Annotated in this window: 22 protein-coding genes; 4 read left to right on the forward strand and 18 right to left on the reverse strand. The window is 55.7% G+C overall.

Annotation, left to right across the window (positions count from 1 at the left end):
- Nucleotides 1–163 precede the first annotated feature (163 nt).
- Nucleotides 164–1,348, forward strand: a complete 1,185-nt coding sequence (gene hmpA, locus ACYAC5_RS14475) for an NO-inducible flavohemoprotein (protein WP_192411382.1) — start codon at nt 164–166, stop codon at nt 1,346–1,348.
- A 51-nt stretch (nt 1,349–1,399) separates the two neighbouring features.
- Here the strand turns inward: hmpA and glnB are convergent, their stop codons facing one another.
- From glnB to purL, 5 genes are all read right to left on the reverse strand, one after another.
- Complete coding sequence (gene glnB, locus ACYAC5_RS14480) at nt 1,400–1,738, reverse strand: nitrogen regulatory protein P-II (RefSeq protein WP_007886217.1); 339 nt, start codon at nt 1,736–1,738, stop codon at nt 1,400–1,402.
- A 75-nt stretch (nt 1,739–1,813) separates the two neighbouring features.
- The gene (glrR, locus tag ACYAC5_RS14485; RefSeq protein ID WP_101763469.1) at nt 1,814–3,145 is read right to left on the reverse strand and encodes a two-component system response regulator GlrR; all 1,332 of its coding nucleotides are present in this window, start codon (nt 3,143–3,145) and stop codon (nt 1,814–1,816) included.
- Between the two features lie 2 nt (nt 3,146–3,147).
- On the reverse strand, nt 3,148–3,819 hold the full coding sequence (gene qseG / locus ACYAC5_RS14490; RefSeq protein ID WP_101763468.1) for a two-component system QseEF-associated lipoprotein QseG: 672 nt from the start codon (nt 3,817–3,819) through the stop codon (nt 3,148–3,150).
- A gap of 3 nt (nt 3,820–3,822) precedes the next feature.
- Nucleotides 3,823–5,250, reverse strand: coding sequence for a sensor histidine kinase (locus tag ACYAC5_RS14495; RefSeq protein ID WP_101763467.1), 1,428 nt, complete (start codon nt 5,248–5,250; stop codon nt 3,823–3,825).
- 611 nt (nt 5,251–5,861) lie between these two features.
- Nucleotides 5,862–9,752 carry a phosphoribosylformylglycinamidine synthase gene (gene purL, locus ACYAC5_RS14500; protein WP_192411381.1) on the reverse strand — a complete coding sequence of 1,297 codons (3,891 nt, stop codon included), beginning with the start codon at nt 9,750–9,752 and terminating at the stop codon, nt 5,862–5,864.
- Between the two features lie 270 nt (nt 9,753–10,022).
- Between purL and mltF the strand changes: the two genes are divergently transcribed.
- Nucleotides 10,023–11,480 carry a membrane-bound lytic murein transglycosylase MltF gene (gene mltF, locus ACYAC5_RS14505; RefSeq protein WP_110868275.1) on the forward strand — a complete coding sequence of 486 codons (1,458 nt, stop codon included), beginning with the start codon at nt 10,023–10,025 and terminating at the stop codon, nt 11,478–11,480.
- Here mltF and tadA read toward each other — a convergent pair.
- Both tadA and yfhb read right to left on the reverse strand, forming a co-directional pair.
- On the reverse strand, nt 11,477–11,971 hold the full coding sequence (gene tadA / locus ACYAC5_RS14510) for a tRNA adenosine(34) deaminase TadA (RefSeq protein ID WP_192411380.1): 495 nt from the start codon (nt 11,969–11,971) through the stop codon (nt 11,477–11,479). The genes mltF and tadA overlap by 4 nt on opposite strands.
- A 64-nt stretch (nt 11,972–12,035) precedes the next feature.
- Complete coding sequence (gene yfhb, locus ACYAC5_RS14515) at nt 12,036–12,674, reverse strand: phosphatidylglycerophosphatase C (RefSeq protein ID WP_192232985.1); 639 nt, start codon at nt 12,672–12,674, stop codon at nt 12,036–12,038.
- A gap of 167 nt (nt 12,675–12,841) precedes the next feature.
- On the opposite strand from yfhb, the gene ACYAC5_RS14520 reads away from it, so the two are divergent.
- Nucleotides 12,842–13,681: a MurR/RpiR family transcriptional regulator gene (locus tag ACYAC5_RS14520; protein ID WP_101763462.1), complete on the forward strand. Its 840-nt coding sequence runs from the start codon at nt 12,842–12,844 to the stop codon at nt 13,679–13,681.
- A 55-nt stretch (nt 13,682–13,736) separates the two neighbouring features.
- The gene (locus ACYAC5_RS14525) at nt 13,737–13,997 is read left to right on the forward strand and encodes a YfhL family 4Fe-4S dicluster ferredoxin (protein ID WP_312464131.1); all 261 of its coding nucleotides are present in this window, start codon (nt 13,737–13,739) and stop codon (nt 13,995–13,997) included.
- Here ACYAC5_RS14525 and acpS read toward each other — a convergent pair.
- The 11 genes from acpS to rpoE all read right to left on the reverse strand — a co-directional run bounded on the left by acpS (nt 13,984) and on the right by rpoE (nt 23,330).
- Nucleotides 13,984–14,364 carry a holo-ACP synthase gene (gene acpS / locus ACYAC5_RS14530; protein ID WP_101763460.1) on the reverse strand — a complete coding sequence of 127 codons (381 nt, stop codon included), beginning with the start codon at nt 14,362–14,364 and terminating at the stop codon, nt 13,984–13,986. The two genes, ACYAC5_RS14525 and acpS, sit on opposite strands and share 14 nt — an antisense overlap.
- Complete coding sequence (pdxJ, locus tag ACYAC5_RS14535) at nt 14,364–15,095, reverse strand: pyridoxine 5'-phosphate synthase (RefSeq protein WP_210081456.1); 732 nt, start codon at nt 15,093–15,095, stop codon at nt 14,364–14,366. The genes acpS and pdxJ overlap by 1 nt, the downstream gene beginning before the upstream one ends.
- 70 nt (nt 15,096–15,165) lie before the next feature.
- Complete coding sequence (gene recO / locus ACYAC5_RS14540; RefSeq protein ID WP_008101510.1) at nt 15,166–15,894, reverse strand: DNA repair protein RecO; 729 nt, start codon at nt 15,892–15,894, stop codon at nt 15,166–15,168.
- Between the two features lie 3 nt (nt 15,895–15,897).
- Nucleotides 15,898–16,803, reverse strand: coding sequence for a GTPase Era (era, locus tag ACYAC5_RS14545; protein ID WP_008101512.1), 906 nt, complete (start codon nt 16,801–16,803; stop codon nt 15,898–15,900).
- 49 nt (nt 16,804–16,852) lie between these two features.
- Nucleotides 16,853–17,533, reverse strand: coding sequence for a ribonuclease III (gene rnc / locus ACYAC5_RS14550; protein WP_036620136.1), 681 nt, complete (start codon nt 17,531–17,533; stop codon nt 16,853–16,855).
- Nucleotides 17,534–17,651: 118 nt separating this feature from the next.
- Nucleotides 17,652–18,623 (reverse strand): signal peptidase I, encoded by a 972-nt coding sequence (lepB, locus tag ACYAC5_RS14555; protein WP_101763459.1) that lies wholly within the window; start codon nt 18,621–18,623, stop codon nt 17,652–17,654.
- A gap of 9 nt (nt 18,624–18,632) precedes the next feature.
- Nucleotides 18,633–20,432, reverse strand: a complete 1,800-nt coding sequence (lepA, locus tag ACYAC5_RS14560) for a translation elongation factor 4 (protein WP_101763458.1) — start codon at nt 20,430–20,432, stop codon at nt 18,633–18,635.
- Nucleotides 20,433–20,650: 218 nt separating this feature from the next.
- Complete coding sequence (gene rseC / locus ACYAC5_RS14565; RefSeq protein WP_061718009.1) at nt 20,651–21,115, reverse strand: SoxR-reducing system protein RseC; 465 nt, start codon at nt 21,113–21,115, stop codon at nt 20,651–20,653.
- The gene (gene rseB, locus ACYAC5_RS14570) at nt 21,112–22,068 is read right to left on the reverse strand and encodes a sigma-E factor regulatory protein RseB (protein WP_110868278.1); all 957 of its coding nucleotides are present in this window, start codon (nt 22,066–22,068) and stop codon (nt 21,112–21,114) included. Before rseB ends, rseC begins: the two co-directional genes overlap by 4 nt.
- The gene (gene rseA / locus ACYAC5_RS14575) at nt 22,068–22,724 is read right to left on the reverse strand and encodes an anti-sigma-E factor RseA (protein WP_192411378.1); all 657 of its coding nucleotides are present in this window, start codon (nt 22,722–22,724) and stop codon (nt 22,068–22,070) included. The genes rseB and rseA overlap by 1 nt, the downstream gene beginning before the upstream one ends.
- Nucleotides 22,725–22,751: 27 nt before the next feature.
- Nucleotides 22,752–23,330 (reverse strand): RNA polymerase sigma factor RpoE, encoded by a 579-nt coding sequence (gene rpoE, locus ACYAC5_RS14580; RefSeq protein ID WP_007886161.1) that lies wholly within the window; start codon nt 23,328–23,330, stop codon nt 22,752–22,754.
- Between the last annotated feature and the right edge of the window lie 318 nt (nt 23,331–23,648).

Consider the following 23,648-nt stretch of genomic DNA (forward strand, 5'->3'; position numbering starts at 1 on the left):
TCACGAAATTTGCTCACTTTCATGGCGAAAGAATTTCAGCTTTGCGCGCCAGCCCGCACCTTTCTTGCTTAATCCTTAATCACAACAAGGGATTTACAGGCGCTTCGATTACCCGTAAGATGCATTTAAAATACATGTTTAAATTCACTCTGAGGATTTCACCATGCTCGACGCGCAAACCATCGCTACCATCAAATCGACTTTGCCCGCCATTGCCCAGGTTGGACCGCAGCTGACCGGCCATTTCTACCAACGTTTACTGACGCAACATCCTGAACTGAAAAACGTATTCAACATGAACAATCAGCGCAGCGGCAATCAGCGGGAAGCGTTGTTTAACGCCATTGTGGCTTATGGCAGCAACCTGGAAAATTTGGCCGTACTGTTGCCGGCGGTGGAGAAAATCGCGCAGAAGCATGCCAGCCTGAACATTCAGCCCGAGCAGTATGCGATTGTGGGTGAAAACCTGCTGGCGACGATTGATGAGCTGCTGCATCCGGGTGAAGAAGTGCTGACCGCATGGGGCAAAGCGTACAGCGTGCTGGCCGATGTGTTTATCCAGCGTGAAGAAGCCATCTATTCGGCCTCCGAAGAGAAAACCGGCGGCTGGCGCGGTGCGCGTGATTTTCGTGTTCGCGCTATCAATCAGGAGAGTTCGGTGATCAAGAGTTTTGAACTGGTGCCAAACGACGGTAAGCCGGTGGCAACCTTCCTGCCAGGGCAGTATCTGGCCATCAGCCTACAACCGGCAGGCTGTGAAAATATTCAGCATCGCCAGTATTCGCTGACGCACCAGCCAAATGGGCAATTTTATCGCATCGCGGTTAAACGCGAAGCGCTGGGCAGCGTGTCGGGCTGGCTGCATGATCGTGCGCAGGTGGGCGATATCGTGCAGTGCGCAGCACCAGCCGGTGATTTCATCCTGCAGGCTGAAGCCGCTACGCCGATTACGCTGATCTCTGCTGGCGTCGGCCAAACTCCCATGCTGGCGATGCTGGCTACTCTGGCGCAGCAGCAACATCCGGCGGCGGTTGACTGGCTACACGCTGCGGAAGCCGGTTCGCAGCATGCGTTTGCTGAAGAGGTAAAATCCCTCGGCGCACGCCTGCCAAACTTCACCAGCCACGTTTGGTATCGTCAGCCGGAAAGTGCCGATGCCGGGCGTTACGACGCGCAGGGCTTGATGGATTTGGCGAGCGTATCCTCCGCGCTGAACCAGGCCGATCGTCAGTTCTGGATCTGTGGTCCGCTGCCGTTTATGCAGTTTGTCGCACGTCAACTGGTCGATGCCGGCATCAATGCCGATCGCATCCACTACGAAGTATTTGGCCCGCACAAGGTGCTGTAAAACAAAAAAGCCTGCGCAAGGCAGGCTTTTACAGGCAATGCGCGAAGGGGCTTAAATCGCCTCTTCGTCCTCTTCACCGGTACGGATACGCACTACGCGCGCCACGTCAAAGACAAAGATTTTGCCGTCGCCGATTTTGCCGGTCTGCGCGGTTTTCATAATGGTTTCTACGCAGGTATCGACGATATCGTCACCTACCACCATTTCGATTTTCACTTTTGGCAGAAAATCGACCATGTATTCAGCGCCGCGATACAGCTCAGTGTGACCTTTCTGACGACCAAAGCCTTTCACTTCACTGACGGTCATCCCGGTGATGCCCACTTCAGCTAAGGCTTCACGTACATCATCGAGTTTGAATGGTTTGATAATTGCATCGATCTTTTTCATGACAGATCCTTTTTTACTCCCTCCATGATGGACGGATACCGTTAGTATAATTGTTCCTGACGCTGCCGCAGCAAGCTACTCTTTAAATTCGCTGGCGTCCAATTCATGGCGCGACAGCAGCTTATAGAATTCAGTGCGGTTACGTCCAGCCAGACGCGCAGCGTTGGTGACATTTCCTTTGGTCATCTGCAGCAGTTTACGCAGATAGTTCAGCTCAAACTGATTTCGTGCTTCGACGAAAGTGGGCAGCGCAGTATTTTCGCCCGCCAGTGCCTGTTCAACCAGGGCATCACCGATGACCGGCGCGGTACTCAACGCGACGCACTGCTCAATCACGTTGACCAGCTGGCGCACATTGCCCGGCCATGCGGCGCTGACCAATCGCTTCATCGCATCCACTGAGAAACTGCGCACGAAAGGTTTATGGCGATCGGCGGATTGGCGCAGCAGATGATTCGCCAGCAGTGGAATATCTTCAGCGCGCTCGTGCAGCGCAGGAATTTTCAGGTTCACCACGTTAAGACGATAGTAGAGATCTTCGCGGAAACTCTTCTTCTCCATCGCTTTGGGCAAATCGCGGTGCGTCGCGGAAATAATCCGCACGTTGATATCCAGATCGCGGTTGCTGCCTAACGGCCGCACTTTGCGCTCCTGCAGCACACGCAGCAGTTTCACCTGCAGCGCCTGTGGCATGTCGCCAATCTCATCAAGAAACAGCGTGCCGCCTTCCGCCGCCTGGAACAGACCTTCACGTGCGCTGACCGCGCCGGTAAAGGCGCCTTTAGCGTGGCCAAACAGTTCGGACTCTAAAAGTTGTTCCGGCAGCGCACCGCAGTTGATGGCGATGAACGGCTTGGTGGCGCGCGGGCTGGCGGCGTGAATCGCCTGCGCCAGCACTTCTTTACCGGTGCCGCTTTGCCCATTAATCAGCACGCTGACGTCAGATTGCGCCACCATGTGCGACTGCTCCAGCAAGCGCAGCATCTGCGGATTGCGCGTCACAATCGCTTCGCGCCAGCCGTCATCGCTGATCGGTGCGCGCTGGGCCAGCGCTTCATCTATTGCTTTATACAAAGCGTCACGATCGACCGGTTTGGTCAGAAAACTGAACACGCCTTGTTGCGTGGCGGATACCGCTTCCGGGATCGAACCGTGCGCGGTGAGAATGATCACCGGCAAGCCCGCATGACGTTTCTGCACTTCGCCGAACAGCGCCAGACCATCCATTTCGTCCATGCGCAGGTCGCTGATCACCAAATCGACCTTCTCTTTCTGCAGATGGCGCAGCGCTTCCGGCCCGCTGGCGGCCGTCGCCACCTGATAGCCTTCGCTGCTCAGACGCATGCCGAGCAGTTTCAATAAGCCCGGATCATCATCCACCAGCAATAAACGTGCGGCTTGTTTCATGGTTACTGATCCTCACTTTGCACATCGCTGCCGCCGTGCGATGTGTCGCTGCTATCAGGCGCTTTACGCGACGACAGCTGGCGTTCAATGTCGGTTAAACGCTCTAACTTGCGTTGGGTATCGGCCAGCGACTGACGCATTTTGGTTTGCTGCTGGCGCAGGTTATCCATCTCCGCGTCATTGCTCTGCTGCAAAGCGGCGTAGCGTCCACGCGCTTCGCTCAGCTCCAGTTGGGCCGCCTGATTGCTGCGCCACAGCTGTAGCAACGGACGCACCGATGCAGGATAAGCCGCGCTGTAACCGTCTAAGGTAGTGACGAAATCACGGCGCTCAACTGGCGTGACGTTACCGTTCGCGAGCAAGATGCCCTGCTTGAAGGCGCGCGCCCAGCCTTGTACCGGCCAACGACGCGCTTCTGCACGCGCTTCGGCCGGCGATAAGCGCTCGGCGCAATCCATGGCGCGCTGCCAATAGAGCGGATTGCCTGCAGCGGCTGGCGTTTCGATTTGCCACACGTTTTGGCAATCGGTCGCCAGATAATCCGGCAGGCGTACCTCCGGTTCAGGCACGCTAACGCCATTATGCTGCGTACGATCTTGTGACGGTGCCTGGCAGGCGCTGAGGCCGAAAACCAGCACTGCACTGGCCACAAGTTTGAATAGGGTTAGTTTCATTAATCAGGCATTCCCGGCGCTGGTCGTCAGAATGATACGAAAACAGACATCCGCATCCTTGCGCGTTACCAACTGCAGATCGCCGTGCATCCTGCGCAGACAATCTTTGGCGATGCTTAAGCCCAGCCCGCTGCCTTTGACCGGCCCTTTGCGCTGTTGGCTGCCCTGATAAAAGGGCTCAAAAATCATCGCCTGCTCTTCAGCCGGAATCGGTGTGCCGGTGTTTGCCACCTCAATCCACACCTGGTTGCCCTTCTGCTGGCTCTGCAGCCAGATGTTACCGGATTCGCTGCCGTAGTTCACGGCGTTCGAATAGAGGTTATCGATCACCCGCTGCAGCAGCGTCGCTTCCGCCAGACAATGATGCACTTGCAGATCAACGTGGGTGGTCATTTCACGTGCATTGGCTGGCAACGAGTGCACTTTTACCACCGAATCAATGATCTCATTTAGCGCCACAGGCTTCAGCGCCATCGGTCCATCGGCCAGCTTGCGGTTATAATCGAGCAACTGCTCAATCAGCCGCTGTAAATGACGGCTGCTGGTATCGAGAATCGCCACCACTTCCTGCTGCTCGGCATTCAGTGGTCCAGCGACCTGATCGGCCAGCAGTTCTGTGCCTTCACGCAGACTGGCAAGCGGCGTTTTCAGCTCATGCGACAGGTGGCGCAAAAATTCGTGGCGCTGCTCTTCCAGCCAGCTTAACCGCTCACTCAGCCAGACGATGCGCTGCCCCAGCGAACGGATCTCACGCGGACCACGGAAACTGCCGCTATCGCCCAGCGCCTTACCTTCGCCCAATCGATTGATCATGCGTTCAACCCGCTTCACCGGACCGATGATCATCCCCGTGAACAGCAAAACCAGCACCAGGCTAATCAGGAACAGAATCAGCGCCTGCCAGCCAAAAAACTGACCGCGATCGGCGATTTCACGCTGCAGCTGTAAGCCGCGCGAAAATACCACTTCACGCGTTGCCTGCACCATTTGCGTATTGGTATCGGAAAAACGCTCCAGCGCGCTGGCGGCTTGCGCCTCGGGATTGCCGTTATCGCACTGCAGTTGCTGCAGCGAAGGCAAGGTGGTTTGCAGCACTTTGAAGGAAGGCAGATCGGGCAAACTGGCGGCGTGACTGCTGAGCATTTGGCCGTAGCGCGTCCACTGCGTTTGATACAGCTTCGCCAGCGACGCATCGCCGAGCACGCAATATTGGCGGTAGCTGCGCTCCAGCTCCAGCGCGGTACGCGCCATCGCTTCGCTGCGACGCACATCGGTAAAGGTATTGCGGTTGGTATCCGCCGCCTGGTTGCTTAACGCCGAAAGACTTTCCCACGCTTGCCACGCCAGCACCAGTAACGGTAGCAGTACCAGCAGGAAAGCCATTAACACTAACTGCCGCAGGGATCGGGGAAACAGACGCCATTTCATCACAACCGCGCTTCCTTAAATGTGAGCTGCAGGCATGCTAGCGAAGTATCAAAACGGAAGAAAGGCCAGATATGAAAACGGCAGGCCTTTTGGCCTGCCGTGAGAGCGACGCCGCAGCATCGCTTGCAAAATAGGTGGAGCCTAACTCAACGTTGCGCCCGATGTTTGATAACGTTGCAAAGCAAACGATTATCGGTGAGGTGGACGACAGGCTCCGTTTGGTGCGTCATTCGGTTTTTATGAGCTCAGCCGCTGAAGCGGGGCAATCATAAACAGGTGAATGAGCCACGTAGGGATTATAGCAAGTATCGTGCCAATAAATAAATAGCGTTTATTATCAGAGAAATGCCTGAGATGAAGCGCTCTCCCAGAGAAAAGCGGACCGGACGGTCTGTGAAAAGTGTCGCTTATTAGCAACGTGTTTGTCGTGGCAATTTACTGGCCATATAAATCAATGAGTTAAATGTCACCTTTTGACGACAACGTATTGGCGGGATTGTCGTTATTTTCCGACAGTTTAGAGATTATGCGGATTTCAGTAAGGTCGCCATGAATGGTGGACCTGCAAAACGCGCAGAATAAAAAAGGCCGCTATTTAGCGGCCTTTGTTTTGCTTATCCCAACTGCTTACGCGCGTTGCGGAAGATACGCATCCACGGGCTGTCTTCGCCCCACTCTGCCGGATGCCAGGAGTTGCTCACGGTACGGAACACACGCTCTGGGTGCGGCATCATAATGGTGACGCGTCCGCTCTCGTTGGTTACCGCAGTGATGCCGTTGGGCGATCCGTTCGGGTTAGCCGGATAGCTTTCTGTCACTTTGCCGAAGTTATCGACGAAGCGCAGCGCCACCAAACCTTTGCTCTCCAGCTGTGCCAGATGCGCGCCGTCACGCACTTCGACAAAACCTTCACCGTGTGATACGGCGATTGGCATATGCGATCCGACCATGCCATCCAGCAGCAGCGATGGGCTCGCCGCTACTTCAACCAGGCTGAAACGCGCTTCGAAACGCTCGGACTGGTTGCGCACAAAGCGTGGCCACAGCTCGCTTCCCGGAATCAGCTCGCGCAGGTTCGACATCATCTGACAACCGTTACACACGCCAAGTGCCAGCGTTTGTGGACGATGGAAGAAGTTTTCGAACTCATCACGCACGCGACCGTTGAACAGGATGGATTTCGCCCAGCCTTCACCCGCGCCCAGCACGTCACCGTACGAGAAGCCACCGCAGGCGACCAGCGCCTGGAACTCTTCCAGACCGCGACGGCCCGCCAGCAGATCGCTCATATGCACGTCAACTGCAGTAAAGCCCGCACGATGGAAGGCGGCGGCCATCTCTACGTGTGAGTTAACGCCCTGCTCACGCAGCACTGCCACACGCGGACGTGCGCCCGTCGCAATCATCGGTGCCGCAACATCTTCTTCTGGCTTGAAGGTCAGATGGACGTTCAGACCTGGGTCGTTATCGTCTTTCTTAGCTTCATGCTCCTGGTCGGCACAGGCTGGGTTATCACGCAGACGCTGCATCTGCCAGGTGGTTTCTGCCCACCAGGTACGCAGCGTGCTACGGCTTTCGCTGTACACCGCGCTGTCGCCAGAGCGGATCACGAAGCGATCGCCTGGCAGGGCTTTACCAATCACGTGCAGGTTAGCGCTCAGACCGTGGTCAGCGAACACCTTCTCGACGGCTGCACGATCCGCTGCGTTGATCTGCAGCACCGCGCCCAGCTCTTCGGTGAACAATGCGGCTAACGCATCGCTGCCCAACGCGGCAATATCGGCTTCGATACCGCAGTGACCGGTGAAGGCCATCTCCGCCAGCGTGACCAGCAGGCCGCCGTCGGAACGGTCGTGGTAAGCCAGCAGTTTCTGCTCGGCCACCAGCGCCTGAATGGCGTTGAAAAAGCCCGCCAGCTGCGTAGCATCACGCACGTCGGCAGGCTTGTCGCCCAACTGACGATACACCTGCGACAGCGCAGTCGCGCCAAGGGTGTTCGCGCCGTTGCCGAGATCCACCAGCAGCAGCAGGTTATCTTGATCCGTCTGCAACTGCGGCGTCACGGTGCGACGCACATCTTCCACGCGCGCAAAGGCGGTGATTACCAGCGACAGCGGCGAGGTCATTTCGCGCTGCTCAGTACCTTGCTGCCAGTGGGTTTTCATCGACATTGAGTCTTTGCCTACCGGAATGGTGATACCCAGCGCGGGACACAACTCTTCGCCGACCGCTTTAACCGCCGCGTACAAGCCCGCGTCTTCGCCTGGATGACCGGCGGCGGCCATCCAGTTCGCAGAGAGCTTAACGCGCTGTAGCGAACCAATGGAGGTTGCGGCGATGTTGGTCAGCGCTTCACCGACGGCGAGGCGACCTGAAGCCGCGAAGTCGAGCAATGCGACGGGTGCACGTTCACCAAGCGAGAAGGCTTCACCGTGATAGCTATCGAGGCTGGCGGTGGTGACGGCGCAGTTCGCGACCGGAATCTGCCACGGTCCTACCATCTGATCGCGCGCCACCATGCCGGTTACGCTGCGGTCACCAATGGTGATCAGGAAGGTTTTTTCCGCCACGGTCGGCAGGTGCAGCACGCGATTCACCGCATCCGCTACGCTAATCCCGTCACGCTGCAGCGCTTCGCCGTTGGCCTGCTGGCTGGCAACATCACGCGTCATCTTCGGTGTTTTGCCCAGCAGTACGTCGAGCGGCATGTCGATTGGCTTGTTGTCGAAATGGCTGTCGGCGAGGTTCAGATGCAGCTCTTCGGTGGCTTCACCGATGACCGCATAAGGCGCGCGTTCACGCTGACACAGCTCGTCAAACAGCGCCAGTTTCTCCGGCGCGACCGCCAGCACATAACGTTCCTGCGACTCGTTACACCATACTTCCAGCGGACTCATGCCTGGCTCATCGCTTAGGATGTCGCGCAGGTTGAAGTTACCGCCACGATTACCGTCGCTCACCAGCTCTGGCATGGCGTTCGAAAGGCCGCCCGCGCCGACGTCGTGGATGAACAGAATCGGGTTGGCTTCGCCCAGCTGCCAGCAGCGGTCGATCACTTCCTGGCAACGACGTTCCATCTCTGGGTTGTCGCGCTGTACTGACGCAAAGTCGAGATCGGCATCCGATTGGCCTGATGCCATTGACGATGCCGCGCCACCACCCAGACCGATGTTCATAGCCGGGCCACCCAGCACGATCAGCTTGGCGCCGACCACGATCTCGCCTTTCTGCACGTGATCGGCACGGATGTTACCGATGCCGCCCGCTAGCATGATGGGCTTGTGATAGCCGCGCAGCTCCACGCCATTGTGGCTGTTAACGCGCTCTTCGTAGGTACGGAAGTAGCCGTTGAGGGCTGGACGACCAAATTCGTTGTTGAACGCCGCGCCGCCCAGTGGACCTTCGGTCATGATATCCAGCGCGGTGACGATGCGATCCGGCTTACCGAAATCCTCTTCCCACGGCTGTTCAAAGCCTGGAATACGCAGGTTCGATACCGAGAAACCGACCAGACCGGCTTTGGGCTTCGCGCCACGTCCGGTTGCGCCTTCATCACGGATTTCGCCACCAGAACCGGTCGCGGCACCCGGCCATGGTGAAATGGCGGTTGGGTGGTTATGGGTTTCGACTTTCATCAGGATATGTGCGGCTTCCTGATGGAATTCATATTCGCCCTTCTGCGCATCGGCGTAGAAGCGGCCAACCTCAGAACCTTCCATTACCGCAGCGTTGTCTTTATAGGCAGACAGCACGTGCTCAGGATTGTGTTCAAAGGTGTTTTTAATCATTTTAAATAGCGACTTCGGCTGCTTTTCGCCGTCGATAATCCAGTCGGCATTGAAGATCTTGTGACGACAGTGCTCGGAGTTTGCCTGCGCAAACATGTAAAGCTCGATGTCGTTTGGATTGCGGCCCAGCTTAGTAAAGGCATCAAGCAGGTAATCGATCTCATCATCAGCCAGCGCCAGGCCCAGCGTGGTGTTGGCCTGCTCCAGCGCGCGGCGGCCTGCGCCCAGCACGTCAACGCTTTTCAGCGGCTGCGGCTGATGGTGAGCAAACAGCTGCTGCGCATCGTTGAGATCAGCGAACACCGTTTCCATCATGCGGTCATGCAGCAGGCTCGCCAGCTGCTGCCACTGTGCTTCCGTCAGCTCAGGTGCCTGCACATAGAAGGCCATACCGCGCTCAAGACGCAATACCTGTGGCAGATCGCAGTTATGGGCGATGTCGGTGGCTTTCGATGACCACGGTGAGATGGTGCCGGGACGCGGCGTTACCAGCAACAGACGCCCTTGTGGCGCGTGTTCGGCGAGAGAAGGACCGTATTTCAGCAGGCGTTGCAGGCGGGCTTGCTCATCCGCGCTGAGCGGTGCACTAACATCGGCAAAATGGACGTACTCGGCGTAAATATCACTCACCGGAAGGTGAGCGTCCTGAAAGCGGGTCAGCAGTTTGTTTACACGAAATGCCGACAGAGCGGGCGAACCACGCAGAATTTCCATCATTAAAGATCTCTCGTCTTTGAAGTGCCGGGCGACGCTTCATTGGGCGCAACAGGGGAAAACGGGCGGTATTATAGAGAAACAGCTCGGGTTACGAAACCGTTTGCGCATAAATTCTGGCGCCTGGCGTTTGGCTGAATTTTGCACAATTCTTGCTATAAAAGTTGCCCTGCCCCTTTTTGTTGCGCAAAATGCCCCTCGCTCTGGGAGTTAAAACAACATAAATACTGCCTTTAAAAGACAGAGGCCTGTGAGCCATTACGAGACAACTATTTGAAACGCCTAAAAATAAACTATCTGTTTATCGGTCTGATCACCGTGCTACTTGCGCTAGCATTGTGGCCTTCAATCCCGTGGTACGGGGGCGGAACAGACGCGCTATCACAGATCAAATCACGCGGAGTGCTGCGCATCAGTACCGTTAACTCTCCGCTGACTTACTACACCATTAACAATGCACCAGCCGGTATGGATTACGAGCTGGCGAAGCGCTTCGCCGATTACCTTGGCGTAAAACTGGAAGTTGAGGTGCGTCCTAATCTCGGCGATCTGTTTGACGACCTCGATGACGGTAAAGCGGATTTGCTGGCGGCCGGCTTGATCTACAACAGCGAGCGCCTCGCGCACTACCAAAGTGGCCCGAGCTACTATTCGGTGTCCCAGCAGCTGGTGTACCGCATCGATAAGCCTCGTCCGAAGAATCTCGGCGATCTCAAAGGCCGCCTGATTGTGCAGTCCGGTTCGGCATATCTGTCAACTTTACGTTCCGCCAAAGCTGACAGCTATCCCGATCTCGACTGGGCGATCTCCACCGATCAGGGTCAGAAAGCGCTGCTTGAAGCGGTTGCTGACGGCAAACTCGATTACACGGTGGGCGATTCGGTCACCATCGGCCTGCTGCAGCGCATTCATCCGCAGCTGGCGGTGGCGTTTGATGTGACTGACGAAGAGCCGGTCACCTGGTATTTACCGCGTAACGAAGACGACAGCCTGAGTGCGGCGATGCTCGACTTCTACAGCCAGATGGGCGAGGAAGGCACGATGGCGCGGCTGGAAGAGAAGTATCTCGGCCACGTTGGCACCTTCGATTACGTTGATACCCGCACCTTCCTGCGCGCCATTGATAACACTTTGCCGGATATCAAACCGCTGTTTGAGAAATATTCCGCCAGCATGGATTGGCGTTTACTGGCGGCAATATCTTATCAGGAGTCGCACTGGAATCCGCAGGCCACATCGCCAACCGGCGTGCGCGGCATGATGATGTTGACGCGTAATACCGCCGACAGCCTTGACGTTAACGATCGCCTCGATCCCGAACAGAGCATTCGCGGCGGCAGCGAATATCTCAAGCGCATGATGGAGAAAGTCCCGGAAACGATTCCTGAAGATGAACGTATCTGGTTCGCGCTGGCGGCATATAACATGGGCTACGCGCACATGCTGGACGTACGCAAGTTGACGGCGAAACAGGGCGGCAATCCAGACAGCTGGGCCGACGTGAAGCTGCGTTTGCCGATGTTGAGCCAGAAGCGCTACTACACGCAAACCACCTACGGCTACGCGCGCGGCCACGAAGCTTATAACTACGTGGAGAATATCCGTAAATATCAGATCAGTTTGGTGGGATATTTGCAGGAACAGGAGAAGCGTTTAGCGCAGCAGTCGGCACTGGAAGCGGAGTTAGGCGCCGGTTACCCGGCGGTCGAACCGAAAATTGCGATGAATTAACCGGTGCGCTGCGCCTGACGCAGCGCCTTCTTCTGCTCGCGACGCATGCGGAAGAAGTCACTCAGCATCCCGGCACACTCTTCCGCCAGCACACCGCAATCAATCTGAATTTGATGATTCATGCCGGGATGACCAATCACATCCAGCAGTGAACCGGCCGCGCCGGTTTTCTCATCTTTAGCGCCGTACACCAGCCGCGTGATGCGGCCATGCACCATCGCACCGGCGCACATCACGCAGGGTTCCAGCGTGACGTAGAGCGTGGTATCCAGCAGACGATAGTTTTCCAGTACTTTGCCGCCCTGACGCAGCGCCATAATCTCGGCATGTGCGGTGGGATCGTGCTGACCAATCGGCCGGTTCCAGCCCTCGCCAATCACCTTGTCGCCCTGCACCAGCACCGCACCAACCGGCACTTCGCCCTGCTCCCACGCGCGCTTCGCCAGTTCCAGCGCATAACGCATCCAATATTCATCAGTTTGTGGGTTCACCGGGCAACTCCTGCGGGCAATAAAGGCGGCGCATTATAGCGATGCTGCTGCCGGAATCGAAGCGTTATTCCAGCTGTTGCAGCTCACCGCGCGGCGTGACGCGCCAGCGGTGCTGACAGAAGAACAGCAGCGGGTTGTCCTGTTTGCTGTCGCTATAGCCGCTATACAGTTGCAGCGGCGTGCCGATTTTCTCCTCCAGCTGTGCCACCTTTTCATGGCCGAGGCAGCGCATCGACAGCAAACGTCCGCCGCGGCCCGGTTTCATCTGGCTGGCAATCAGCTGTACGCGCGGCAGGAAGGCCGAGTCGAAATAGACTTGCTCCACCAGCGACTGCGGCGAACCGGTAATCAGCCAGACATCGGCATCGCTGCTGCTGAGATAGTCGGTGAGCCGCTGCTGCACCACCGGAAACGCAGTAACACGCTGGCGGAACCACTCAGCGAATTCCGCCTCACGCTGGCGCAGACGTTTTTCGCTGTGGCCAAAGGTAATCGCCCACAGTAACAAACTCATTGGCCAGCGTGCGGCGCGGCCTTTGATCAGCATGCCAAGACCAATCACCGGTAACAGCGGCACCACCAGCAGCAGATTGATCGGCTGACGTCGCAGCAGATAGCGCATAAAGGTGCCAAACATGTCTTGCTGATGCAGCGTGCCATCGAGATCGAAAAACACCACGCGTCGTTGTGTACCCTTTGTCAAACAGCACTCCTTCTCTATCCTTCGTGGTTTCTGCACTACAGTGTAGCCAGCTTCGGCGTTCAGGGCGAAAGCTGCTATTTTTAATTCCAGTGACTACAATGCCATTTGAATAGTTTATTCTTCGCGTTTACGCGCTGTTTGCGGATAAAGGAATTAAGGATCGAACCATGAGTTCATTGCTGCGCATTCGTCAGCTCTACCCTCGACTGGCGCTAAATGAGCGCCGGCTGGCGGATTTTTTGCTGTCGCAGCCGGATCGTGCACGGCATCTCAGTTCACAAAAACTCGCTGAGGAATCGGGCGTTAGCCAGTCCAGCGTGGTGAAGTTTGCCCAGAAGCTGGGCTACAAAGGGTTTCCAGCGCTGAAGCTGGCGCTGAGCGAATCGATGGCCGATCGCGATGCGATTACCGTGCATAACCATATTCTCAGCGACGATCCGCTGAAAGTGGTCGGCGAAAAGCTGCTGACCGAAAAGATCTCGGCGATCCGCGCCACGCTGGACATCAATAGCGAAGAGAAGCTGCTGCAAACCTTGCAGCTGCTGAAAAATGCCAATCGGATTTTGCTGGTTGGCATCGGCGCGTCCGGTTTAGTGGCGAAAGATTTTTCGTGGAAGCTGATGAAGATCGGCATCAATGCGGTGGCGGAGCAGGATATGCACGCTTTGCTCGCCAGCGTGCAAGCGATGGCGCCGGGCGATGTGCTGCTGGCGATTTCCTATACTGGCGAACGTCGCGAAATCAATCTGGCGGCGCAGGAAGCGGCGCAGGTCGGTGCCGATGTGCTGGCCTTTACCGGCTTTACGCCGAATGCTCTGCAGCAGTGCGCCACGGTTTGCCTCTACACCGTGGCGGAAGAGCAGAGCACGCGCAGTGCGGCGATCTCGTCGACCAGCGCGCAGCTGGCGTTGACCGATCTGCTGTTTATGGCGCTGGTACAAAACGATCCTGAACGCGCCTCCAGCCACATTCGCCACAGCGAAGCGTTGGTGAAAAAGCTGGTCTGATGAGATCAGGCGCGTATAATAGCCGCGCCTTTTCTGCTGTTATTGGACTTCTGCTATGGCCTTGCTCATCACCACTAAATGCATCAATTGCGATATGTGCGAACCTGAATGCCCAAACCAGGCAATCAGCTTAGGTGACGCGATCTATGAAATTGATGTCGACCGCTGCACCGAGTGCGTGGGCCATTATGATATGCCGACCTGCCAAAGCGTCTGTCCGATTGATAACACCATCATTACCGATCCACAGCACCCGGAAAGCCGCGAGGCGCTGTGGGAGAAGTTTGTGGTGTTGCACACCCTTAGTTCTCGATAATCACCGTTGCGCAGGCGTAATGGCGTTCATCTGCTAACGTCACATGCACATGCTTCACGCCGAGCTGGCTGGCAATCACCCTGGCCTGCTCAAAGAAACGTAATCCCGGTTTGCCCAGCGCATCGTTGTACACTTCGAACTGATTGAAGGCCAGGCCACCGCGAATGCCGGTGCCAAACGCTTTCGCTGCCGCCTCTTTCACCGCAAAACGCTTAGCCAGAAAGCGCACCGGTTGCTGGTGCGCCTGATATTGCTGCCACTCGGCTTCGCTTAATACGCGACGCGCCAGACGGTCGCCGGAGCGCTCAATGACGCCAGCAATGCGCTCGATCTCTACGATATCGCTGCCGAGTCCGAGAATCGCCATTAGCGACGCGCTTCCCGCATCAGCAGCTTCATTTCGCTGACCGCATCGGCCAAACCGCTGAACAGCGCGCGGCCTATAATCGCATGGCCGATATTCAGCTCATGCATCTCCGGCAATTCAGCAATCGGCTGCACGTTGTGGTAAGTCAAACCGTGGCCGGCATTCACTTTCAGGCCGAGGCTGGCGGCGAAAGTCGCGGCTTTGCGGATGCGCGACAGCTCAGCCTGGCGCGCGAGACCTTCGGGCGCTTCGGCATAGGCACCGGTGTGAATTTCGATATAAGGCGCGCCACTGGCAACCGCCGCTTCAATCTGGCGGTGATCGGCATCGATAAACAGTGACACCAGAATGCCGGCGTCGCTTAACAGGCGCACCGCCGCATTGATTTTATCCTGCTGACCCGCCACATCCAGCCCGCCTTCGGTGGTCACTTCCTGACGCTTTTCCGGCACCAGACAAACGAAGTGCGGCTTGATTTCGCAGGCAATGTCGATCATCTCGTCCGTTACCGCCATCTCCAGATTCATGCGCGTCTGGATGGTGTCACGCAAAATGCGTACATCGCGATCGGTGATGTGACGGCGATCTTCACGCAGATGCACGGTAATGCCGTCAGCGCCGGCCTGCTCAGCAACAAACGCGGCCTGCACCGGATCGGGATAGTTTGTACCACGTGCGTTACGTACGGTGGCAATGTGGTCAATGTTGACGCCTAACAGCAACTCAGCCATGACAATCCTTAAATGTGTTCAGTGTGTTTGCAGTGTACCGCGCTGAATATATCAGGCGGTACGACCAGCGCTAGTCGTTTGCCACATCGGGTTTCTTTTTTGGCACAAACTGGCGAAACAGTTCCTGACTCTTCAGCGGCTTGCCGCCAAGATAGGGTTTGAGCGCCATACGCGTAAAGCGTTTAGCGGCGCGCAGCGTATCAGCATCCGGGAATTCGCGCTCCCACAACGCACGCAGCTGGCGGCCGGTAAAGCTGCGTTGATTGACCACCAAACTGGCGATAAAACCCTTCTCTTCCCGGTAGCTGTAGGTCATGCCATCAGCCACCTCTTCGCCGCTGCCGGCACAGTGCAGAAAATCCACGCCGTAACCGAGATGCCCGAGCAGCGCCAGCTCAAAGCGGCGCAGTGCCGGTTCAGGCGAGCCGTTGCCTGCCGCCAGCGTTTGGATGCAATTCAGGTAATCAAAGAACATATCAGAGAAGGGAATTTGCTGCTCCAGCACGCGCGACAGCAGCTCGTTGACGTAGAGCCCGCAATAGAGCGTAATGCCGCTGAGCGGCAATGCCAGCGAAACGGCTTCGGCATTGCGCAGCGTTTTGACGTCACCGCGTCCGCCCCAGCGTACCAGCAGTGGCGTAAAGGGTTGCAGTGCACCTTTTAATTGGGAGCGGCGCGAGCGGGCGCCTTTGGCAAGGACGCGGACGCGCCCTTCGCTTTCGCTGAACAGATCGAGGAGTAGGCTGGTTTCGCTGTAAGGGCGACTATGCAGCACAAAGGCGCGTTGCCAGCCTTCCATTACTTAACCTTCGTCAGAGTAACCTAAGCTGCGCAGCGCACGTTCATCGTCCGCCCAGCCCGATTTCACTTTAACCCACAGTTCGAGATGCACTTTCGCTTCAAACATCTCTTCCATGTCTTTACGCGATTCAATGCCGATGGTTTTGATCTTGGCGCCTTTATTACCGATGACCATTTTCTTCTGGCCTTCGCGCTCAACAAGGATCAGGCCATTGATGTCGTAGCCGCCGCGATCGTTCGAAACAAACTGCTCAATTTCTACGGTAACGGAGTAAGGCAGTTCTGCACCCAGGAAGCGCATTAACTTTTCACGGATGATCTCAGACGCCATAAAGCGCTGCGAGCGGTCGGTGACATAATCTTCCGGGAAATGATGCTCAGATTTTGGCAGGCATTTGCGCGCAATCGCCGCAATCGCGTCGACATTTTTGCCGCTTTCCGCTGAGATAGGGACGATTTCAAGGAAGTTCATCTGCTGGCTAAGGAACTGCAGATGCGGTAACAGAATGCTCTTGTCCTGGATGTTGTCGACTTTATTGATCGCCAATACCACCGGAACTTTGTTATCACGCAGCTTGTTGAGCACCATCTCGTCGTCTGGTGTCCAGCGCGTGCCTTCAACCACAAAGATCACCAGCTCAACGTCACCAATGGAGCTGCTGGCGGCACGGTTCATCAGGCGGTTGATCGCCCGTTTCTCTTCCATGTGCAGCCCTGGCGTATCCACGTAGATCGCCTGATAAGCGCCTTCGGTGTGGATGCCCATAATACGGTGACGCGTGGTTTGCGGCTTGCGCGACGTGATCGACACTTTCTGCCCCAGCAACTGGTTCAGCAAAGTGGATTTACCGACGTTTGGTCGGCCTACAATCGCGACAAAGCCGCTATATGTTTCGAGTTCGCTCATTCGAGTCCTGACTTGGGCAGCGCCGCTTTCGACGCTGCAATGTGACTATTTATTCGAGGCCAAGCTTAATTAACGCCTGTTCGGCGGCTGCTTGCTCGGCTTTACGGCGGCTGGAGCCAATGCCCACCACCGGTTCTGCCATGCCACTCACCTGACAGTGAATGGTGAATTCCTGATCGTGGGCTTCGCCACGCACCTGCACCACCAAATACGACGGCAGCGGCAGATGACGTCCCTGCAAATACTCCTGCAGGCGCGTTTTCGGATCTTTTTGCTTATCGCCCGGACTGATCTGTTCCAGTCGTGAGTGATACCAGTCGAGAATTAACTTTTCGACGGTTTGAATGCTGCTATCGAGGAAGATGCCGCCAATTAAGGCTTCAACGGTATCCGCGAGGATCGATTCACGACGGAAACCGCCGCTTTTCAGCTCGCCCGGACCGAGGCGTAAACATTCGCCAAGGTCGAACTCTCGCGCCATCTCCGCCAGCGTATTGCCGCGCACCAGCGTGGCACGCATACGGCTCATGTCGCCTTCATCCACACGCGGGAAGCGGTGATAGAGCGCATTGGCAATCACGTAGCTGAGAATAGAATCGCCAAGAAATTCAAGACGTTCATTGTGTTTGCTACTGGCGCTACGATGCGTCAGTGCCTGCTGCAATAAATCCGGATGAGTAAAAGTGTAGCCCAGTTTGCGCTGCAGCTTGTTAATGACGATGGGGTTCATGCTATTCCAGTTGTTCTGTGCGCCTATCACTGCATACGAAACAGGGCTGAGGTTCCAACCTGGTCTGTTTCGTGTGCACTGGCCTCCCGAAAGAGAGGCCAACCTTTTTTGAAGCTAATTAGTGAATCCCACCAATGCGGCTAAAGCGCACGCCGGTCGGCCACTGTCCTTCTTGTTTCTCGAAGCTCATCCAGATGGCCACCGCTTTGCCGACCAGATTCTTCTCGGGCACAAAGCCCCAGTAGCGGCTGTCGGCGCTGTTATCGCGGTTATCACCCATCATGAAATATTGCCCTTGCGGCACAATCCAGGTCGATTGCGGCTGGCCCGGCTGCTGATAATACATGCTTGCCTGACTTTGCGCTTCGTTTACCAGCAAGATATCGTGCGTTACGTTGCCCAATGTCTCTTTGCGGGTGCCGAGACGCAGGCCGCCCTTCATGGTTTCGCCCTGCGGCGCCTGGAAGAAGCCGTTGCCGGTTTCATTGCCATCAAAGCCGCTGAAGGTTTGAATGAAGTTGCTTGGCTCAACGTTAGTGTAAGTCACTGGCAGCGCCGTGTCGCAACTGCCGCTGCTGCAACCCGGATTGATGGTCAGGGTTTTGCTGTAAGGATCAAACACCACTTTATCGCCCGGCAAGCCAATCACGCGCTTGATGTAGTCCACGCTGGGATCTTTCGGGTATTTGAATACCGCGACATCACCGCGCTGCGGATGGCCAGTTGGGATCAGTGTGGTTTGGGTAATCGGATCTTTAATACCGTAAGCAAACTTCTCCACGAGGATGAAGTCACCAATAAGCAGCGTTGGCATCATTGAGCCCGAGGGAATCTGGAACGGCTCAAAAATAAACGAACGCACGATCAACACCACCGCCAGCACCGGGAACACCGATGCGGTGGTTTCAACCCAACCCGGCTGCGCGGCTACTTTCGCCAGCGTTTTACTGTCGAGTGCGTTGCCGGCCTGCGCTTGCGCGGCAGCCTGCTTCGCACGACGCGCCGGTGCCCATTTAAAGCGATCGATACACCAGATAACGCCAGTGATCAGCGTTGCGATCACTAAAACCAGGGCGAACATGTTAGCCATTAAAAATCCTTATTTGCTGTCTTTACCGACATGCAGAATGGCAAGGAATGCTTCCTGCGGCAGCTCAACGTTGCCGACCTGCTTCATTCGCTTCTTACCGTCTTTCTGCTTCTGCAACAGTTTCTTCTTACGGCTCACGTCACCGCCATAGCATTTCGCCAGGACGTTTTTACGCAGCTGTTTTACCGTTGAGCGAGCGATAATGTGGTTGCCGATTGCCGCCTGAATCGCAATATCGAACTGCTGACGTGGGATCAGATCTTTCATCTTCTCCACCAGGTCGCGGCCACGATATTGTGAGTTATCACGGTGAGTAATCAGCGCCAGCGCATCAACACGTTCTGAGTTAATCATCACGTCGACACGCACCATGTCAGAGGTCTGGAAACGTTTGAAGTTGTAATCCAGCGAAGCATAACCGCGCGAGGTTGATTTCAGACGGTCGAAGAAGTCAAGAACCACTTCCGCCATCGGGATCTCATACGTCAGCGCAACCTGCTTGCCGTGGTAAACCATGTTGGTTTGCACGCCACGTTTTTCAATACACAGCGTAATGACGTTGCCGAGGAACTCCTGCGGCAGCAGCATGTGACACTCAGCAATCGGCTCACGCAGCTCGGCAATATTATTCAGCGGTGGCAGCTTCGACGGGCTATCAACATAGATAGTTTCACCGTCGGTGGTTTCCACTTCATACACTACGGTTGGTGCAGTGGTGATCAGATCCAGATCGTATTCACGCTCCAGACGTTCCTGAATGATCTCCATGTGCAGCAGACCAAGGAAGCCGATGCGGAAACCGAAGCCCAGCGCCGTTGAGCTCTCTGGCTCGTAGAACAGTGACGCATCGTTCAGGCTCAATTTGCCCAGCGCATCACGGAACGCTTCATAGTCGTCAGAACTGATTGGGAACAGACCGGCGTAAACCTGTGGCTTCACTTTCTTGAAGCCAGGCAACACTTTCTCCGCCGGATTGCGCTGCAAGGTTAGCGTATCGCCCACCGGTGCGCCGAGGATGTCTTTAATCGCACACACCAGCCAGCCTACTTCACCGCAGTTCAGCTCGTTGCGATCAACACGCTTCGGCGTGAAGATGCCGAGACGGTCAGCGTTGTAGCTTTGACCGGAGCTCATGACTTTAACTTTGTCACCTTTACGCAGCGTGCCGTTCTTAATACGAATCAGCGATACCACGCCAAGGTAGTTATCGAACCAGGAATCGATGATCAGCGCCTGCAGCGGGCCTTCCGGATCGCCTTCTGGCGGCGGGATGTCACGCACCAGACGTTCCAGCACGTCGGGTACGCCCACGCCGGTTTTCGCCGAGCAACGCACCGCATCGGTCGCGTCAATGCCGACGATATCTTCAATCTCTTCCGCTACACGTTCTGGATCGGCGGCAGGCAGGTCGATTTTGTTCAGTACCGGTACCACTTCCAGATCCATTTCCATTGCGGTGTAGCAGTTTGCCAGCGTCTGAGCTTCAACGCCCTGCCCTGCATCGACCACCAGCAATGCTCCTTCACACGCCGCCAGCGAGCGGGAAACTTCATACGAGAAGTCAACGTGACCGGGAGTATCGATAAAATTGAGCTGGTAAGTTTCACCGTCCTGCGCTTTGTAATCGAGCGTCACGCTCTGCGCTTTGATGGTAATGCCGCGCTCGCGTTCCAGATCCATGGAATCCAGAACCTGCGCCGCCATCTCACGATCGCTCAGGCCACCACAAATTTGAATCAAACGGTCAGAGAGCGTTGATTTGCCGTGGTCAATGTGAGCGATGATGGAGAAATTTCGTATGTGCTTCATTTATATGAATATCTTCACGTAGAAAATCAGTGGGAAACTTGAGCACGAACACATTCAGGAAAGTGAGCTTAACCCGGAACCCTGTCGGCCTCATTAATGACGACGCATATTACACTGTTAACGCCGCGCGTTAAAGAATGGAACTGTGGGGAATCGCAACAGATTTCAGCGGTTAAGCTGATTGGGAAAGGCCGCATCAAACGCGGCCTGGACGGGGATCAAGCTTCGCTTTCCACGCGCAACGCATCAGGCGGTAACGCAACGCTGAGAATCACCGGCTGGAAAGCCTCGCGATCGCCGAAGAGTTTGGATACCCCTTTCGCCACGATAAAGCCGCCAATGCCGCCCAACAGCGCGCCACAGGCCGCAGCCAGATCGCTGGCGAACAGCATCTGGAAGATGCCAGCCACTAAAAACAGGCCAAACAGCGGCGTCATGTAAACCAGCAAGGCAGAGCCCAGCAGGCTGCTTTCGCGGATGCCTAACTCAATGCGCTGGCCGGGTTGCAACGGCTCCGCGCTGGCGATAGTCATCACGTGGGCATTTTTCGGCCCCAGCTGATTAAGCGCATGGCTGCCGCAGCCTTTACGCGCCGAGCAGCTGTTACAAGACGTTTTCGCTTCCGTGTGCAGAGTGGCAATGCCTTCTTTCCACGCCACCACGGTGGCCCATTCTTTCATCATTTTGGTGAACCCGAATCTATGCTGTCCGCAATACGTTTGGCAGTGGCTGGCGGTAACTCGCCCACCACCGTGATTTCGTTATTATTGCGCACTTCTGTCTGCACCGTGCGACGTCCAGTGCGCAATGCCTGCACGCTGCTGCTTTTATCTGCTGGCGTAACGTTGATGGCGAAGCTAAACAGGCCATCGCTGTACAGGCGCGATTCGACAGTTTTGTTCATCGACGGGATATCGCGGCGACTTTGCGAGATCAGTTTCATGCCCGCCGGAAGCCAGTTTGGCTGCCAGCTGAGTTCCACTTTGTCACCGGCCGGTAACGACAGCGATGGCGGCAAGTTGGCCTTCTCCAGCCCTTGCATCAGATTGCGTACGCCTTCATCGACGGCAAAGCTGATGACGCGGAACTGTTCCAGCGTTTCACCGTCCCGATCAAGCAGATCGATACGCAGCGGCAATTTAGTGTCCACATCCAGCCACACGACATAGCTGTAACGCGTGCCATCACGTGACACGATGCGCACCACTTCGCACATCTGATCGGCCATGCGCGAACGGCCCACCGGAATGAAATCGTAGGCCTCACCCAAACGGGAGAAGTCGGCGAACATCAAACCAGGTAAAGCATCGATGATGTGATTGCCCGGCAGCGAGAAGGGATCTAATCCCGGCTCGAAATAGCTGATGTCGTTCCCGCGCTGAATCACTTCACGGCGCGGCCCGTCCATCTGCAACAGTTGGGCGAAGATACGATTGTCGATAACCGCGTGACGATAACGCAGAGATTCAATGCCGAGACGCGAGACATTGATGTAGGCAAATTCGTAGTTGAGGTTCTGGCTTGCCTGCTCCATCTGTTGCAACAACGCCCCGGACGCAGAGGTCTGCGCCGAGGCGATAGATGAGCAAAACAGGCTGCCTGCCAGCAGGCTAACGGCACACCAAAGCTGCTTCATTACTGCTGCTGAGTTCCTAACGACTGATTTCCGGGAACATTAGCCTGAGCCTGTTGCGGATCGTTTTTCTCAAACTGAACCTGATCGGCATGCAGACGACGTTGCAGTTCATAATCCTGCAGCATGGCATTCACGCGGCGACGCTGTTCCTGCACCTGCTGATTAGAGCTGTTGGTGTCGAAGGCTTCAGAAGGCACGCCTAAGCTGACCGGAGACGCTTTACCCATCATCGGCAAGGTGTTGAATGCCGGTGAATCGGACGCTTCAGTCGCGCTGCCGGTTGGAGAGCTGTTGTAGTGCTGAACACCGACAATCACCGCCAGTGAGACGCACGCAGCCACACCAACTTGCGTCAGCTGTGCCGCCCAACTGCCACCACGACGCCAGAACGGCATCTTCTCGTAGCGTGCTGGTTCAGGCTGCGCTTCAGGGATCAGCGAAGTGACTTTGCGTGCCGGCTCGTTTTCGATGGCCGCCGCCACACGTGCGGAGATATCAAAATGCAGCACTTCTCCGATATCACCGCGTAAGGTGTCGCGAATGAGATGGTAGCTTTCCCAGCTGTGCTGAAGATCCGCATCCTTCGACAACGATGCCAACAGCTCGTTATCTAAAGTTTCACCATCCATTAAAGCGGAAAGTTTTTCTTTCTGCATGCCTTGGTACCCTTCCAGTAGCCGTTATCACTGACGTTGGATAAGCGGTTGAACTTTATTATCAATAGCCTCTCGTGCACGGAAGATACGCGAACGTACGGTACCGACCGGACAATCCATGATGACGGCAATCTCTTCGTAACTCAGACCATCCAATTCCCTGAGGGTAATGGCCATACGAAGATCTTCGGGAAGCGCCTCAATGGTACGAAAGACGATTTGTTTCAGTTCTTCAGACAACATTAAGTTCTCAGGGTTCGAAATTTCTTTCAGTGCACCCGCACTTTCGAAATTTTCCGCATCGATAGCATCCACATCACTGGATGGAGGACGTCGCCCCTGAGCAACCAGATAATTTTTCGCTGTGTTTACCGCAATGCGGTACAGCCATGTATAAAAGGCGCTGTCGCCACGGAACGATTCCAGTGCGCGATACGCTTTAATAAAAGATTCCTGAACCACATCAGGCACATCGCCTGACGGAACATAGCGTGAAACCAGGCTCGCCACTTTATGCTGGTATCGAATCACCAGTAAATTAAAGGACTTTTGATCTCCCTTCTGAACCCGCTCAACGAGAACCTGATCCGTTAACTGCTCGCTCATCCGAGGTAATATCTCCCCAAAACTTTTTTATGCGTAAGTGAACTGCCAGCACATCTCATTATTCTGAGCAAGCATGCGCTTAGAGTGGCCCTTTGGCCCGAAGTTCACTACGACCAGAATTTTCCGTATCGGAACCACGACATCATTGTTGTTGATTGTCTTTCAGTGTAGCGACTTGCCACGCTGGTGGTGTCTTTTGCGGCACCGATAATCGCTGGCAGAGTACCTTATGACGCCGTCATTTTCACCTTTATTCCCTGAATTTTCAGAGTGTTTGATATAAAAAACACATTGTGCCTAATTTCAGAGTTAACTCAC

Source organism: Pantoea sp. y20, from assembly GCF_054903455.1.